The organism is Natrialba asiatica DSM 12278 (genome assembly GCF_000337555.1).
GTDB classification, from domain to species: domain Archaea; phylum Halobacteriota; class Halobacteria; order Halobacteriales; family Natrialbaceae; genus Natrialba; species Natrialba asiatica.
This window is the reverse complement of sequence record NZ_AOIO01000003.1, coordinates 114,189-131,360: the sequence shown is the minus strand read 5'-3', so window position 1 is coordinate 131,360 and position 17,172 is coordinate 114,189. Positions and strand designations below refer to the sequence as shown.

At 63.9% G+C, this 17,172-nt stretch carries 10 protein-coding genes; 2 read left to right on the top strand and 8 right to left on the bottom strand.

Features of this window, described 5'->3' with window-relative positions; translation table 11 throughout:
* The 6 genes from C481_RS00560 to C481_RS00535 form a co-directional block, all read right to left on the bottom strand.
* A complete protein-coding gene (locus C481_RS00560; protein ID WP_006106791.1) occupies positions 1-1,176 on the bottom strand; it encodes a mandelate racemase family protein in 1,176 nt (391 codons plus the stop codon).
* A gap of 529 nt (positions 1,177-1,705) precedes the next feature.
* Positions 1,706-2,674, bottom strand: a complete 969-nt coding sequence (locus tag C481_RS00555; protein ID WP_006106790.1) for a sugar phosphate isomerase/epimerase family protein — start codon at positions 2,672-2,674, stop codon at positions 1,706-1,708.
* Between the two features lie 75 nt (positions 2,675-2,749).
* Positions 2,750-3,703, bottom strand: coding sequence for a carbohydrate ABC transporter permease (locus tag C481_RS00550; protein ID WP_006106789.1), 954 nt, complete (start codon positions 3,701-3,703; stop codon positions 2,750-2,752).
* Between the two features lies 1 nt (position 3,704).
* Positions 3,705-4,697 carry a carbohydrate ABC transporter permease gene (locus C481_RS00545; protein WP_006106788.1) on the bottom strand — a complete coding sequence of 331 codons (993 nt, stop codon included), beginning with the start codon at positions 4,695-4,697 and terminating at the stop codon, positions 3,705-3,707.
* A gap of 2 nt (positions 4,698-4,699) precedes the next feature.
* The gene (locus C481_RS00540; RefSeq protein WP_049904273.1) at positions 4,700-6,142 is read right to left on the bottom strand and encodes an extracellular solute-binding protein; all 1,443 of its coding nucleotides are present in this window, start codon (positions 6,140-6,142) and stop codon (positions 4,700-4,702) included.
* Between the two features lie 112 nt (positions 6,143-6,254).
* On the bottom strand, positions 6,255-7,397 hold the full coding sequence (locus tag C481_RS00535; RefSeq protein ID WP_006106786.1) for an ABC transporter ATP-binding protein: 1,143 nt from the start codon (positions 7,395-7,397) through the stop codon (positions 6,255-6,257).
* Positions 7,398-7,551: 154 nt separating this feature from the next.
* Between C481_RS00535 and C481_RS00530 the strand changes: the two genes are divergently transcribed.
* Together C481_RS00530 and C481_RS00525 are read left to right on the top strand one after the other, a co-directional pair.
* The gene (locus C481_RS00530) at positions 7,552-10,500 is read left to right on the top strand and encodes a glycoside hydrolase family 3 protein (protein ID WP_006106785.1); all 2,949 of its coding nucleotides are present in this window, start codon (positions 7,552-7,554) and stop codon (positions 10,498-10,500) included.
* Positions 10,501-10,592: 92 nt separating this feature from the next.
* A complete protein-coding gene (locus tag C481_RS00525) occupies positions 10,593-11,699 on the top strand; it encodes a Gfo/Idh/MocA family protein (protein ID WP_049904308.1) in 1,107 nt (368 codons plus the stop codon).
* Positions 11,700-11,831: 132 nt separating this feature from the next.
* Here the strand turns inward: C481_RS00525 and C481_RS00520 are convergent, their stop codons facing one another.
* Positions 11,832-13,484 (bottom strand): beta-galactosidase small subunit, encoded by a 1,653-nt coding sequence (locus tag C481_RS00520; RefSeq protein WP_006106783.1) that lies wholly within the window; start codon positions 13,482-13,484, stop codon positions 11,832-11,834.
* A 96-nt stretch (positions 13,485-13,580) separates the two neighbouring features.
* Entirely contained in the window at positions 13,581-16,697 is a 3,117-nt protein-coding gene (locus C481_RS00515) for a glycoside hydrolase family 2 TIM barrel-domain containing protein (RefSeq protein WP_394295595.1), read from the bottom strand.
* Positions 16,698-17,172: the final 475 nt, after the last annotated feature.

Below are 17,172 nucleotides of genomic sequence, written 5' to 3'. Positions count from 1 at the left end.
TCACTCGTATACGTGAATCGAGCCCGTCCCGTTCTCCTCGATGTAGTCCCAGTCGTAATCGACGCCGAGGCCCGGCCCGTCGGGCACGGTGACGCGGCCCCGGTCGTCGATCGTGTCGATCATGTCCGAGTAGCCGCCCTCGTAAACTGGCGGCTGCGTGTTTTGACAGCGGGGATGGAGCAACGCGAGTTCGTAGTAGTTCGTGTTGCGCGTCGCGGCGATACAGTGTCGCTGGGCCGGCCCCGGCGCGTGGAACTCGACGTCGAGACCGAAGGACTCGGCCATGTGGACGATTTTCATCGCTCCGGTGATCCCGCCGTCGTACTCGGGATCCGCGCGGACGAAATCGGTTCCGTCGCCGACGACGAAGTCGGCGTGGGATTCGAGGCCGCGGATGTGCTCGGTCTGCAGGATCGGGGTATCAAGCCGGTCTCGGAGCCGACGGTGTCCCTGCTGGGAGATGCCGCCGTCGCGGTAGGGGTCTTCGTACCAGAAGAACTCGCGTTCGTCGAGCGCGCGCCCGACTTTGAGCGCGTCGCCGAACGTTTCGTATTCGCAGGCCGGATCGAACATGAGGTCCATCTCGTCGCCGACGCGTTCGCCGACGGCCGCGATCGCGTCGATCTCGCGGTCGATCTCCCGACTGGTGTCGCTGCCGCCCCATCCGTGGATTTTGTAGCCCGGGAAGCCGCGTTCGAGACACGCTTCGGCGAAGTCGGCGAAGGCCTCGGGCGAGTCAAGCCCGCCGTTTTCGTCGCCGTGGTACGTCGAGGCGTAGGCCGGAATCGACTCGCGGTACGTGCCGAGCAGTTCGTGAATCGGCGCGTCGTAGTACTTTCCCGCGAAGTCCCACAGGGCGATGTCGATCGGACCGATTCCCATCCGGTCGTACTTCCGGAGGGCCCGCTTGATCTCGCTCCAGTGTTTCTCCCGTTTGAGGGGGTTTCGTCCGACGAGATAGTCGGCGAACATGTTTATCTGGGCCGCGCCGGGCGAGTTCCCCCCTACGTACTCGCCGGTGATGCCGACGTCCGTGTGGATCGTGATTCCGAACAGTTTTCGCCACGTCGTCTCACCGGGGTCGTAGACGAGATTAAACCCGTTTTGGTCGGTTCCGACGTCCTCGAGCGGATACTCGAACTCCCGGCTCTCGATCTTCGTTATCGTCGGTGCCATACGACGGAGTCCGATGACCAGCATTATAAATTCCCCTGAACGTCTCTCGGCCGTGAGAACGGGGGTGTTATACAGTATTGAACGCGGTAGGTGTTCGCCATTCGTGTATATCTCCCGGTAGAGTTGGCGAACCGGCCGGTGTCATCAAACGAGGTGATCAACGGTTCTCAGCGGATAAGGAGCCAGGATAGCCGCTACGGGCGCTCGTCCCGTCCATCGACCACGCGATCGGCGATCGCCGTCGGTTCTCTAATGATGAACACTGTTTCGAGCACGCGTGATGGACAACCGAACGCCGCTCCGGTAGTTACGTCAGCATCGCCGGATCTCCAAATTATTTACAGTCGTACTTGTGTAATGCATTGTGGCTGGATCAGATCGCCGATCATCGTTCGGGCGTTCAAGTGCGGACTCGGCGGAACGAGTTCACCGGGAGTTCACTAATCCTGAACAGCAGGTGGGAAGAATTGCTCGGCTCGTTGGGCGGTGCGATGGCGGGTGACGGTGGCCGCCGGCTGCCTGGGTGTCGTTACTCCGCCCAAAAGGCCTCGTCGGGAGCCGATTCGAAAATAGCGCGATCGAGAACGTCGATACCCTTTTCGAGGCCCTCCCGGGCCGACGTAAGCGAGTCCTCGTGTTCGATAGAGAGGGTGCCGTCGTATCCGACGATGCGCAACGTCGAGACCACGTCCTTCCAGAAGGCCTCCCCGTGTCCATACCCGACCGAGCGGAACAGCCACGAGCGCTCCGCTTCGTCGGTGTACGGCGTCGTGTCGAGCACGCCCTTCTCGCGCGCCCGCTCCTCGTAGATGCGGGTATCCTTCGCGTGAACGTGGTGGATCGCGTCCGCCTCGCCGAGGAGACGGATCGCGTCGGTGATGGAAATTCCCTGCCAGAACAGGTGTGACGGATCGAAATTCGCCCCGATTCGGCGATTGGTCAACTCGCGCAGTCGGAGCAGCCCGTCCGGTTCGTAGACGAGCATGTTCGGGTGCATCTCGATAGCGACGTTCACGTCGTGCTCGTCGGCGAAGTCGGCGAGTTCGCCCCAGTACTCCTCGGCAACGTCCCACTGGTAGGACTGCGCGTCGAGGTGTTCGGCCGGCCACGGCGCCGTGATCCAGTTCGGTACCTCGTCGTTCGGGCCGCCGGCGGGGAGGCCGGAGAACGTGGTGACGGTGTCGATGTCGAGCTGGGCGGCGAGACGGATCGCGCCGCGGAGCGCTCGATCGGCGTCGGCCGACCGCGTTCCGTCGGGGTGTAACGGATTGTTGTGGGTGGCGAGCGCGGAGACGTAGAGGTCGTGCTCGTCGAGCAACGCCCGGAGTTCGGATTGGGCCGCGTCGTCGTCGAGATAGCGATCCTGCGGGAGGTGATCGTCGCCGACGAACCCGCCGCAGGCCAGTTCGACCGCGTCGACGCCGCGGTCCGAGAGGTACGCAAATGCGTTTGCTAGCGATTCGTCCGCAATCGAGGTGGTGAGGACTCCGATGTCCATATCCGAGTATCAGCCGACACCACCAAAGCTCTTGGCCCAACGACACTCCTCGCAGGAGCAACGTGATGGGAGATGTTACTCCTTGAGCGCACCCTGTGTTAGTCCGCTGACGATCCGCTCCTGGGCGATCATGACGAGCACGGCCATCGGAATGACGCCGATGATGCTCGCCGCGGCCATCAGATTGTACGCGACCTGTTGGGTCCCTTGGAAGGCGAAGATGCCGTGTAAGACCGGCGACCAGTTATCCGCCGTCCCGTTCACCATGAGATACGAGAAGAAGAACTCGTTGTAGACGATAATGAACGTGAGGATGCCCGCCGTCGCGACGCCGGGTGCAGAGAGCGGGACGATGATCCGCCGCAAGGCGCCGATTCGCGTCGACCCCTCGACGCGCGCCGCGTCTTCGAGTCCGTCGGGGATCTGCCGGTAGAACGTCGTCAAGAGGAAGATGATAAGCGGCATGGTGATGGCGCTCAGCGGCATGACGATGCTCCAGGGCGTGTTGTACAGTTGGGGCGAGGAGATGCCAAAGAGCGCTACCTCTCCCGTAAAGAGCCGAAAGAGTGGGATGAGGAACGCGACCGGCGGGAAGTACGAAATCACGAGGATGAGGAACAACAGCGGGAGCCGCCCGCGGAACTCGTATCGACCGAAGACGTAGCCCGCAATACTCCCGACGGTCAGGACGATGACAGTCGAGAACGCGGCGATAGCGATGCTGTTCAGCATGTACCTGTGGAAGGGGACGACCTCGAACACCTCGAGGAACGCACCGGGATTGAATCCCTTCGGAACCACGCCCATCCCGGCGATACTTTCATTCGGCGTCAGCGCGAGAACGAACAGCCAGTAGAAGGGGAACAACGAGGCGGTGACGAAAAATCCGATTCCGACGTACGTCAACCACCGGTACACCGTGTCTGGATCCTGTATCGCTCTCTGTGCGGTTCGTTCGAGTACGTTGTTCGTCTCCGTTTCCGTTTCCGCTTCCGGTTCGACGGCGGTTTCGTCCGGTGAAGCTCCCATATTACTGTCCTCCGGTTTCCTGTTTCCTGAGCTGTACCAGATAGCCGATGAGCAACACGCCGATGACGGTTGCGATGATGAACGCGACCGCCGCCGCGGAGCCGTACCGATGCCCGTTCCAGAGGTCGATAACGAGACAACTGAGCGTCGGAACCGTGTTACAGCCGGCCGTCGCCTCGATCAACCCGTAGACCTTGAGCGCATCGATCGTTCGGAACAGCAACGCGACGAGCAGCGCAGGGAGGACGAGGGGGAACGTAATCGTCCGGAACTGCTGGAGCTTCGACGCCCCCGCGACTTCGGCGACGTCGTACAGATTCCGGTCGATACTCTGGAGACCCGCGAGGATGAGTAGCGCCATGAACGCCGATTGCTTCCATACGTCAGCGATGATGGCGATCAACAGCCCGTCTCGACTATTCGCTAGCGGTGTCGAAGAAATGATGCCGAGTTCGGACAGCGGATCGACGGCGAATCCGATCGACGGCTGGAACATCAGGTAGAAAATCATCCCCTGAATCACGATCGGAACGGCCCAGGGAAGGATCATCGCGACGCGGACCCACCGCCGACCGCGAAACTCCTTGTTCAAGATGAGCGCCATCGAGAGACCCAGCACCGTTTCGATCGCGATCACGCTCCCCGTGTAAAGCAGCGTCACCGGCGCGGCGCTTGTAAACGGATTCGAGAGGCTGAAGAACGGTCGTTGCAGGTGCGCCTCCCCGGCGAGAATATCGACGTAATTCTGGAGGACGATGAACTCGCCGAGTGGGTCAGCCGTGGCGATACTATCGGCGTGCAGGGAGATGTTCGCCGTATACAGCAGCGGCCAGATTGCCATCGTTCCCAACAGTGCAAACACCGGCACCAACATCATGTATACGAACTGCGTGTCACTTCGCCGCTCGAGCCAATCGAGCATCGCGAGATCAACCCGGTACCGCGGCGTCTGTTGAGTCTGTGCTACCGTCGACGAACGATCTTCGGTGCTCATGATCAGCTGAACGCCTCCTCGAGTTCGGTCAGTCGCGAGGCGAGTTCGGTCATCGCTTCCTCGACGCCGACATCGCCCATCAACGCGGCGTTGACTTCCTGGGCGACGGGATCGGACTGTTGGCCCCAAATCGCCGTCGCCGGCCGGGCCAGGGTGTGCTCGCCGACGAACGACAGCGTGTCGAGGTATCGACCCATGACCGGCACGTCATCGGCGTTCTCTAAGACGTCCGGATTCGGCGGAATGTGGCCGACGAGTTCGAAGTTCGCCCGTTGAAACTCAGGCGACGTCAGGGTCTCTAAGAACTCGAGACACGCCGCGAGTTGATTCGTCTCGGGATTCACACAGTAGTTCCAGCCGCCCAGCGCGCCGATCGAGCCCCCGGTTCCGGGGTACTCGCTATCGCCCTCGGGAACGCCGTACGGCAGCGGCATCACGCCCATATCCTCGCCGAGGGCGTCGTCGTCGCCGTTGATGTTGATCGAGTACGGCCAGTTTCGAAGCGCCACGGCGTCACCGTTTGTAAACGGCTGCATCGAGGGGGCCAGGCCCCACTGGAACGCTTCATCGGCGGTGATCCCGCCGGCGAACGCGTCCATCGTGTCCGGCGCGTCAGTACCGTGGACGAACGTTCGCGCCATCCGCACGGCGTCGATGACCGGCTCTTCGTCGATCGTCACGGGCCGGTCGCCGATCGGCCCGTACAGATTCTCCTCCGGGTTTCCGAAGTACGCGCCCCCCCACGAACTGACGAACTCGTTGAATACGCAACAGGCGAGTTGGATTTCGGAGGCCGCCTGCCAGTTGTAGCCGTAGGCCGCGTCCGACTGCTCGTAGACGTCCGCGAGTTCGTGGGAGAATTGCTCCCAGGACATGGGATCGGTTCGGTACCGGTCCCAGTCGTAGCCCGCGGCTTGGACCAGATCCGCTCGGTACTGGATCGTTGGGAAGTCGGGATACAGCGGGACGCCGTAGAGGTTCGACTCGCGGTCGGTCGTCGAATTGACGCTCTGTTCGAAGTAGTCGTTGCGGACCGTCTCGAGGGTGTCGTCGGCGAGTTCGCCTTCGAGGTTCATGATCTGTTCCCGAGCGATAAAGGGCAACGTCCACCCGCTATCGAACACGAGAAGGTCCGGTTTCGCCTGGTTGGCGGTGAGCCACTGGGAGTACTGGTTTTGCATCTCGTCGGTATCCGACCCGCCGCTGATGAACTCCAGTTCGATCGCGTCGGACAGCCCAGCATCGTACAGCGCCTGCTGAATCGCAGCGCTGTTATTCTGCCACTCGTTCGTGGCGGTCAACTGCAGCGGTTCGTCCCCGCGAGTACCGCCGCCGAAACACCCGGCGAGGCTCGCTGTGAGCCCCACCGTCCCCGTGATTTCTACGAAGCGCCGCCGAAACACCCGACGGGTAGTTCCGGTGGTATCGCTGCTACTGCCTAGCATGCACGTCATGATAGCTCAGTGGACACACTCATATATGTTTGCATCACCCATAGTCAATACTCACATCCGATCTCTGGCTCGGCTCGTCGTCGAAGACGCTTTCTCCGCCGGGTCAGGACCTCGGCGTCGGCTCCCGTTTCAACCCGTGAATGAGTGCGTTTCCGGTCGCCGTTTCGAAGAGGTGAATGCTCGACTGATCGAAGGTGACGTCCAGCTCTTCGTTTTCGGCGATATCGGTATCCGGGTCGACGCTCATCAGGAGATGGTCTCCGTCGAGAGCAACGGCTCCATCGGTTGACTGACCACCGGGAGCGTCAGGGAGCAGGTAGACGAACATTCGCTCTCCGACCGGTTCGATAACGTCGACGGAAGCGCGTACGGACCCGACCGTTCGGTCCGCCCGCGGATCGTCGGCCGGGTAGATGTCCTCGGGGCGGATGCCGAGGGTGACGGCACTCGGTTCGTCGAGTTCGACTGCATCGATCGTCGTGATCGGGGACTCGAAGCGGTAATCGTCGATCGACCCCTCGATAAAGTTCATCGACGGCGAGCCGATGAATCCCGCGACGAAGACGTTCGCCGGCTCCTCATAGCAGGTCAGCGGCGGATCGATCTGCTGGAGTTCGCCATCGTTGAGGATCGCGATGCGGTCGGACATCGTCATCGCCTCCTCCTGATCGTGGGTCACGTAGATCGCCGTCACGTCGAGTTTACGCTGAATGCGCTGGAGTTCGGTTCGCATGTGTACTCGAAGCTTCGCATCGAGGTTCGCGAGCGGCTCGTCCATCAGGAAGACTTCGGGGTCACGAACGATAGCGCGCCCGATCGCGACGCGTTGGCGCTGCCCGCCCGAGAGTTCGCTCGGCATCCGATCGAGCATGCCGTCTAACCGCAGGATCTCCACGGCTTCGTCGACCCGTCGATCGATGATATCGTCGTCCGCGCCGCGGATCCGGAGCCCGTAGCTCATGTTGTCGAAGACGTCCATATGGGGGAACAACGCGATATTTTGAAACACCATCGCGATGTTCCGGTCCTTCGGGGGTAACGCCGTCACGTCCTCGTCGTCGATGTAGATCTGCCCGTCCGATTGCGTCGTCAACCCGCTTATCATCTCGAGCGTCGTCGACTTCCCGCAGCCGGAGGGTCCGACCAACGAGAGGAACTCGCCGTCCGCAACGTCGATTTTGATGTCGTCGACGGCCGTGATGTCGCCGTAACGTTTGTTCACACTTTCCAGGTTAACAGAACCCATACCACGATTTCATAGTTCTGCTACATAAAGATACGTGCGGCAAGGTGCCGCGATTGGAACGTGCGAAACAAATATACTACACTCGTATCCAGGAGGAAATAAACAAGTATATTTTTAATAGTAATTGCGGATTGGATACGTGGAGTACTCAGCTATGGTCAGTCAAATCCGCAGAGACTTACTCGCGGCTATCGGCGCAGGAACGAGCCTGGCGCTCTCCGACGGCGGCGAGCGTGACGAGATCGACGAAGACGATGACGACCTCACGGACAACGACGGCGACGAACGTCCGTTCGACGAGCGCATCGACGACGTGCTCGATCGGCTCACCGTCGAAGAGAAGGCCTCGCTGCTTCACCAGTACCAACCGCCGATCGACCGGGTCGGCCTCGATGCCTTTCGGACCGGAACCGAGGCACTACACGGCGTCGCCTGGCTAGGCGAGGCGACGGTCTTTCCGCAGGCGATCGGCCTCGGCAGCACGTGGAATCCCGCCCTCCTCGAGCGCGTCGGCGACGCCGTCGGCGACGAAGTGCGCGCCAAACACGAGGCGAGCGCCGGCGGTGTCGGCCGTAACGTCTGGGCCCCGACGGTCGATCCCCTTCGCGATCCGCGGTGGGGCCGCAACGAGGAGGGCTACGCCGAGGATCCGCTGTTGAGCGGTGAACTCGCAACGGCCTATACGGATGGCTTGACCGGCGATCATCCGACGTATCACAAGACGGCGCCGATCCTCAAGCACTTCCTCGGGTACAACAACGAGACCGACCGGACGACAACCAACGCCGAAATCCCGCCGCGGCTCCTGCACGACTACTACCTGCCGTTCTTCCGGCCGCCGATCGAGGCCGGCAGCGCGGTCGGCGTGATGGCCTCGTACAATCTCGTCAACGGGCGGCCGATGACCGTCTCGCCGCTCTTAGACGAAGCCGTCCGCGAGTGGGCACCCGACGGCACAGCCATCATGAACGTCAGCGACGCCTGGGCACCGGCGAACCTGACCGGCGAGCAGGAATACTTCGACTCGGACGAGCGGGCGCGAGCCGCGGCGGTGCTCGCCGGACTGGACAGCTTCACCGAGTTCGGCGCCGACAGTTCGACGACGGTCGACGTGATCCTCGGCGCGTTCGAGGCGGGCTACCTCGGCGAGAATGACCTCGATACGGCGGTCGGGCACGTGCTGACGGTTCGGGCGCTACTCGGCGAGTTCCTCGAACCGGCGGCGGATCCCTACGCGGCCCTCTCCGCCGACGACATCGGCCGGCCAGAACACCGGACCCTTGCCCGCGAAGCGGCGCGCGATGGGACTGTCCTCCTCAAAAACGACGGCTCCACGCCGGTCCTCCCCCTCTCGACCGACGACACCGTCGCCGTCGTCGGACCGCTCTCGGACCGCGTGTTCGACGACTGGTACAGCGGGACGCCGCCGTATCGCATCACCCTTCGCGAGGGCGTGCGCGACCGGTTCGGAGCCGAGCAGATCCACTCCGCCGTCGGCGTCGATCGAATCGCGCTCCGGGAGCGCTCCTCGGGCGCGCTCGTCTCGGCCGGCGTCGGAAAGGGCGGCGGCGGCCTTGGACTGCAAGAGACCGACGCGCCGAGCGTCCAGTCGTTCGAACTCGTCCAGTGGACGGCCGACTCCTGGACGCTGCGGGCGACGGCGAACGGCCGCTACGTGACCGTCGAGGACGAGCAACTGATCAACGCCGCGGACCAGCCGGCCGGCTGGGACGTCGTCGGCGAGGCGTTCGAGTTCGTCTCCGTCGACGGCGGAACGGCGCTTCGCCATCGGCGGAGCGATCGGTTCGTCGCGGTCGATGACGGAACGCTTCGCGCCAGCGCCGAGAACCCGGCCGCGGCCGCCGTGTTCGATCTCGAGGTTCGAACCGCCGGCATCGAAGCCGCTGCCGACGCCGCTCGTGCCGCCGACGCCGCAGTCGTGATGGTCGGGACGCACCCGCTGATGGGCGGCCGCGAAACCCGTGACCGAGAGGACCTCGCCCTGCCCCCGGCCCAACGTGAACTCGTCGAACGCGTCAGCGACGTCCAGTCACGGACTGCGGTCGTCCTCCAGAGCAGTTATCCGGTGCACCTGAACGAGGTCGAGGCCCGCGTATCCTCGATTCTGTGGACTAGCCACGCCGGCCAGGAGACCGGTCGCGCCCTGACCGACGTTCTGGTCGGCGACGTTTCCCCCGGCGGGCGGCTGACGCAGACCTGGCCTCGGTCTGCGGATCGGCTTCCGGACGTCACCGAGTACAACATCGCCGAAACGGGGATGACCTATCGTTACGGGCAGGACGATCCGCTGTACGCGTTCGGTCACGGTCTCTCCTACAGCACCTTCGCGTACGACGACCTTCGAATTACGCCGAAACGCCCGCTCTCGCCCGGCGGGACGGCAACCGTCAGCGTTCGCGTCACGAACACGGGTTCGGTGGACGCCGACGAGGTCGTGCAGGTGTACACGAGACAGCACCGATCGAGAACGCTGCAACCGGAGCGGGTATTGCGCGGGTTCGAACGAGTTCACCTCGCGCCCGGCGAACGCACGACCGTCGCGGTGGAGATCGACTTCGAGGCGTTTTCCTTCTGGGACGTGACTCGCCGAAAACGGGTCGTCGAACGCGCGACGCACGCGGTCTTTGTCGGTTCCTCATCCGATGACATTCGGGCGGAGGGATCGATCCGAGTCGACGGCGAGACGATTCCGCCGCGGGACCTCTCCGACGCGACGCGGGCCGTCGACGCCGACGACTGGTCGTGGGCCGACATCGAGTTGCTGGACCGAACGCGGGCGGCGGGCACGGTCGTCGGAATGACCGACGGCTCGTGGCTCTCGTTCGCGAACGTGGATCTGCGGGACGAGCCGACCGAGGCGACCGTCGAGGTCGCCAGGGAGGATCCGGGGACGACAACCGTCGAACTCCGCCGCGGCTCGCCGTCGGGGCCGGTGTTGGGTCGGACGACGGTTCCCTCGACGGGCGACCGCTACGAGTACGAGGACCACGCGATGTCGCTGCATAACGCGCCCGGCACCGATCGGGAACTCTACGTCGTGAGTCGCGGTGAGTGCCGTCTGTCCACGATCGAACTCGCGTGAGCGGCCATCTCGCCGACTCTCGCCGGTTCGTCGTGCCGTCGATCCGTCAACTCGGCGGTACATTCAAGATGCCCGTCGTCGGAGTACGCGACGTGACTTGTCGACTGATACAGATCGGAACGGGCAACCAGGGTGAAGCCTGGTGCCGGGAGTTCCTCCCCCCGAACGTCGAAGACGATACCGTTGACGTCGTCGCGGCCGTCGACGTGAACGACGACGAGCTGACGAACGCCGTCGACGCGCTCTCGCTCTCGGCGGACCGCTGTTACACCGATGCCGAGACGGCGATGCGAGAACGGGAGGCCGACGCCGTCGCGCTCGTCGTCCCGCCGCAGGCTCGCCCCGAACTCGTCTCCCTCGCGGTCGAGTACGACCTCGACGTGCTCGCGGAGAAACCGCTCGCGGATTCCCTGGAGGCCGCCCTCGAAATCGTCGAACTGGTAACCGAGACCGAGACGAAACTGGGCGTGACGATGAGCCATCGGTTCCGGCGGGATGTCACGACCCTCCGGCGACTGATCCGATCGGACGAGTACGGCCCCGTCGATTACCTGTACGGGCGATACGCCGTCAACGCTCGCTCTCGCGGGAGCTGGGCCGGGGAACGACTGTACGACTTCGAGCCGCACCCGCTCCTCATCGACGGCGCGATCCACCACCTCGATCTGTTGGCGGACATCGCCGGCGAGCGCGTCGAGACGGTGTTCTGTCGCTCCTGGAATCCGTCCTACTCCGACTTCGCCGGCGATCCGAACGCGGTCGTCCAGCTCGGGATGGAAAACGGCGCGACGATCGCCTACGAGGGGCTGAACACGGCCGCGACGAGCTTCAACGGCTGGTGGTCGGAACGCGTTCGAGCGAACTGTCAGGACGCCTCGCTCGTCCTCGACGACGGCGACCTTCGGCGATTCCCCTACGACCGAGCCGCGGAGAACTGCCTCGGCCACACGTCCCTCGACCAGGGCGAGCCGGTCGCCCTCGAATCGAGGGACAAATGGGGCAACGCCTGGCTCGTCGAACAGTTCGCCGAGTGGTGCGACGGCGGCGAGCCGATGGAGACGAACGCCCGCGCGAACCTGCGGACGATGGCGCTCGTCTTCGCCGCGATCGAGAGTGCCGAAACCGGCGATGCGATCCGCGTCGAGGAGTTTCTCGCGGAGCACCTCGACGATAGGTCGCCGATCACACCCCGACGATAGCTTCGCTTCCGGCTAAAGTGCAGGTGCGAGTTCGCGTTCAAAATCGGATGCGGGGACCGCCGAACTGATTGTCCCGGTGACCGTGGTCAATCGAAAAAAGCGACACCTGCTAAAGCGTCACCTGTTCCGTCTTCAGTCGTCGACCGAAACCGCCGTGATCGGCCCCAGCGGGCCGTCGTACAGGCCGCCGTCCCCGCCGCCGTCGTAGACCCGAACCGCGACGACGTTCTCCCCGCCGAACTCGATGGCCGACGGTGGGACGGTGTAGCGTCGCGACCGCTCCCAGGCGGACTCGTAGCCGTCGCCGCCCTCGTCCGCGGGGAAGGAGCCGGTCTGACCGATCCGGTCGCCGTTGAGGAACGTCTCGTCGACGTCGTCTACTCGCCCGACCGGGACCGACAGGGCGTATCCAGCCCAGGTCTCGGGAACGTCGAACGACCGTCGGTACCAGCCGAACGCATCGTTTTCGGTGTAATCCGAGTGCTCCTCCCAGGTCGCCGGGAGTTCGACGGACTCCCAATCGCCGTCGTCGTACCCCGGTGTCGCCCACGCGGGATCGTCACCCGCTCGGAATCGCCACGTCCCCGCGAGCGAAAGCCGCGGCGCGGTAAACAGCACCGGCGACGCGTCGCCGATCGCGACCTCGAAGACGCCGGTCTCGGGCGCGTCGTACTCGAAGGCCACGTCGGTTTTCGCGCCGGGTTGGAGTTCGACCGTCCGACTCGAAACGACCTCGCCGTCGATCGTCAGGGGCGCGTCGATCTCCGCCGCATCCCCGCCCGCGTTTCTGACGACCGCCGACGCGGTGATCGTCCCCGTTTCCGGGATGTAGTCGGCCTCGAACTCGCCGATGGCGTTCGTCGACGCGAAGGCGTACGGCAGCCGTCGGCGAGAGAGCTCCATCGGTGACGGGTCCTCGCCCACCCGCGGGCGGAACCCGACGACGAACTCGAAGGGGCCGTCCGGAACGACGCGGTGTTCCGATCGCGCCTGGACGGGCGTGCCGCCGACGCCGGTCACCGCGTGATCGACGTTACACACCACCCCGTCGCGCGACTCGAGTTGGTACTCGAACCGCGCCCGGTCGAGGTTCGCCACGTCGTGCGCGCTGACGTTGACCTGCGGGTACCCGAACGCGTCGAGGCCGACGCCGCGGCCGGTCGCGAGCGTCGCCCACCTGACGTTCGTTTTGTTTCCGTACTCCTGCGGGCTCACGTAGGGAACGTACTGCTCCGCGACGCTCCCCGCGTAGGTGTCGATCTTCGTTCCGTCGTTTCGATCCGGGTACGTCTCCACCGGGCCGTTTCCGTGCCACGAGAGTTCGTCGAACGCCTCGGGCAACTCGAGTTGCACGCCGACTCGCGGCAGCCAGTTCGTGATCCCCTCCCGGATCGCGGCGTTCGGAACCGCGCGCACGCCGAGCAACACGTCGCCCGTCCCGAAGACGTGATAGAGGTACGTCGTCTCGAACCGGGCGTCGGTGTCGGGCGCGAAAAGCAGCGCCTCGATTCGGACGCGGGTTACCCCGTCGTCGACCTCGGTCACCTCGATCGACTCGACCTCGTGTTCGAGCCGGTCGAGGCCGAGTTCGTACCACTCCTCCGCCTCCGCGGCCCCCCAGTCGACCTCCTCGTTCGAGATGGGCGTCCGCCAGACGTTCAGCCGCGGTCCCTGCTCGATGAACTCCTGTCCGCCCCTCTCGAGCGAACGGAGCGTTCCGCGACTGGCGTCGAACGTGTATTCGAAATTCGGTCCATCGATCGTCGGATGTTCGGGTGTCGTCATGTGGATCTCGGTAGTCGGTTGGTGTGTTCGAACCCGCCGTTCGTCGTCCGTCGCTCGCTCTCGCCGATCCGAACTCGTTCGGGATCGGTCTCCGAGTCAGCGGGTTGCGGGTCGTCGATACGCTCGGTTCGAGTTCCGATCATCGGCGTACCGAGGCTGTCTCTTATACACATCTCTGAGCGGGCTGGCAAGNGCCATCAGAGATGTGTATAAGAGACAGAATGCGACCTCGTGGCCGGCGTCGGCCCACTCGGTGTCCGCGGCGAGCGCGACCCGAACGGTCAGCCAGTACTCGGCTCCCGGTTCGAGTTCGGGCTCCTCGAACGGGACGGACACCGTCTGCGTTTCTCCGGGCTCGGTCTCGAGCGACAGCGTTCCCTCCTGGACCACCGTCTCACCGTCGGTCAGTTCCCAGGTCGTCTCGAGTTCATCCAGCGGCGTGAAGTGGAATCGATTGGCGATCGCGACCTCTCCCGAAACCGCGTCGACGGGGTCGATTTCGACGGGCTGGTGAGCCTTCTTCAATTCCCACAGCTCCGGTTGCGGGGTTCGGTCGGCGAAGACCGTCCCGTTGATGCAGAAGGGGCTCGAGCCGTACGAGCGGAACGTTCCCTCGTCGCGGAACTCCTCGAAGGTGAGATGGACGACCGCGTCGTCGGTGCGATCGGACTCGAATTCGGCGGGCGAGAGCGCGCGGTCGTAGATGCGGACCGAATCGAAGACGGCGTTCGACAGCCAGCCCTCGTAGCCGTCGCCGTGAAGTCCGGCGTTGCGGCCGACGTTGACGGGCTGGCGGGCGCGGTTGATCCTCCCCGAGTGGGCGGTCGTCCCGAGTAGCTCACCGTCGACGTACAGCTGCAGTTCGGACCCGGTGTGGACACCCGCGACGTGGTGCCAGGTGTCCGTCCAGTCGTCGGGAACCGGCGCGCTGACGGTGACCCACTCCTCGTCGGGATCGTAGACGAACCACTCGAGGGTCTCCGCGTCGGCCATCTGGAGCGCGTACTGGGTGTTCCCTTTCGTGACGTACGGATCCGCACCGGTCCACGGCTCACGGGGTTTGATGACGGCCTCCACGGTGAGTCCCGGCTCTCCGATATCGAGACTCGGATCCCGGTAGAGCTCCACCCAGTCGTCCAGTCCGGACAGCGCGAGCGCGCTGCCGTCGTCGGTTTCGGTTTCGGTTTCGACGACCGACGGGTTGCCGTGAAGCGCCCCGTCGTTGTCGTGGCCCGTTTCATCCGGCGTAATACGCAGCTCCTCAAACAGCGTCTGGTCGACCCAGTCCCAGACGAACCCGCCCTGGAGCTGGTCGTGTTCGCGGATCGTCTCCCAGAACGGCTTCATGAGCCCGAGGCTGTTGCCCATCGCGTGACTGTACTCGCCCATGATGACCGGCCGTTGCTCGTCCCCGTCGTCGACGATATCGACGAGTTCGTCCGGGCTCACGTACCGGGGACCGATGATCGGCGCGAACGGCGCGACGCCGCCGTTGTTCGCCTGGTGGTAGAGAAAGCGCGTTCCGTCGACTTCGGTCGCGTAGTCGGCCATCTGGTAGTGTACGGGACCGAGACCGGCCTCGTTGCCGGTACTCCACGTAAATATCGACGGGTGGTTTTTATCGCGCTGGATCATCCGACGGAACCGATCCATGAACGACGGATCGAACTCGGGGTACTCGTTGACCAGTTCCACGTTCTGGTGCGTCTCGGCGTTCACCTCGTCTTGCACGTAGAGCCCGTACTCGTCGGCCAGCGCGGCGAACTGCGGATCGTTCGGGTAGTGGGAGGTCCGCACCGCGTTAACGTTAAACCGCTTCATCACCTCGAAATCCTCGCGTATCCGGTCGGCCGTCATCGTTCGCCCCCGCACGGGATCGTGCTCGTGGCGATTGACGCCCCTGAACTCGAGGGGGACGCCGTTGACGTGAACTCGGTCGTCGATGATCTCGAACTCGCGAAAGCCGACCCGTTCGAGTTGCGCCTCGATCGGCTCGTCCGAGTTGGCCGGGACGAGTTCGAATCCAAGTTGGTACAGATGCGGGTGCTCCGCGGACCACTTGCGCGGATTCGACACCGTCGTCTGGAGCGTGACGTCGACGCGCTCGCCGTTCGGGACGTCGACGTTTTCTTCGACCGTCGTTACGTGCACGCCGTCGGGGTCGAACAGGTGGGCGCGGAGGGTGTACGTGGACGGTCGGATCCCGCCCGATCCGGCTTCTGATTCTGATTCCGCCTCCAACTTAGTCCCCGTCTCTGCCTCCGGCTCCGGCGACAGATCCGCAATTTCGGCGTCGACCGTGAGCGTCGCGTCCGCGTAGTGCTCGTCGAGTTCGGTGCGAACGAAGTAGTCGCGAAGGTGGACGTCCGGCGTTGAGTAGAGGTACGCGTCCCTGTAGATGCCGGCGAAGTGCCACATGTCCTGGTTCTCGAGGTAGGTGCCGTCGGACCACCGGATCACCTGGACGGTGACCGCGTTCTTGCCGGGTTCGAGCGACTCCGTGACGTCGAATTCGGCCGGCGTCATCGCCCCCTGATTGTAGCCGACGTACCGTCCGTTCACCCAGACGAAGGCGGCGGATTTGATCCCCTCGAAGCGAAGGAAGGTCCGCTGATCCGCCGTCCAGTCCCCCGGCACGGTGACCGTCCGGCGGTAGGTTCCGACCGGGTTGATCGCGTCGGGGACGGCAGGCGGGTCGTAGGGGTACATTGGTACCGGAACGTTTCGATACATGGCGTGGCCGTAGCCCTCCGTCTGCCAGACCGACGGCACCTCGATCGTCTCCCAGTCGTCGACCGCCTGGAAGTCCGTCGGCGCGGTGTCGGGAGCGATCGACCAGACGAAGTCCCACTCGCCGTTGAGCGACCGGACGAACGGCGACCGCTCTCGTCGTTCGGTGAGCGACCGGGCGCTTGCCCCCTGCGTGCGGGCCGCGTCGACGGACGGGAACGGAATCGTCGGAACGTGCGGTTCGGTCCGATTTTCGCCGGTCACGCCCGGATTTTCGATGTACTCCGCGAGATCGAGTTCGCGCGGCGACCGGTCGGCGACCGANCCGACTCGATCGTTCGGTCGCCGGCCCCGAGCCCCGGAAAGAGCGTAACGCCACCCATCGCCAGCAGTACGTTTCGGCGCGACATCGTCGCTGTGCTCCGCTGTGTATCGGATCGTTGGCGTCCCATACTGGTAATGGGTAACAGCAATCACCACCATAAACATTCGTATTCGAACGACTGTTTCCATTCCGTGGTGGTTCGCCGATCGGGAACCGCGATCTCGAACCTCGTCTATCGTGTCGCTCATCGCTTCCCCGAACGACGCTGTCGGACTCGCTGCGATCCGAGGCAGCCGTCACGCTCGCAACCGACACTCCGGGTCAACCTCGTGAAAGAACCAGCCTAGAGGTCGTTTACCAAGAACGGGACGTGGTTGCACCGATACGCTATCACAGCAACGAAAGTGCCCCGTGTTCCGGTAATATCGAAAATAGAATCGTTCGTCGGTCGGACGACCACCGGCGTGTAACTCGTCGCACATCCCGTCACAATGGAAACTCAAGCGCGTATGCTATCGGTTTCGGGCCGCGGAGATCGCGCCGCCCGACAGTACTCGTTCAGCGTAATCGGAACGGCGTCCGATATTAGCGAACTCGGAGCGTCGAACTCGAACGGGGGATTCCGGGTGGCGT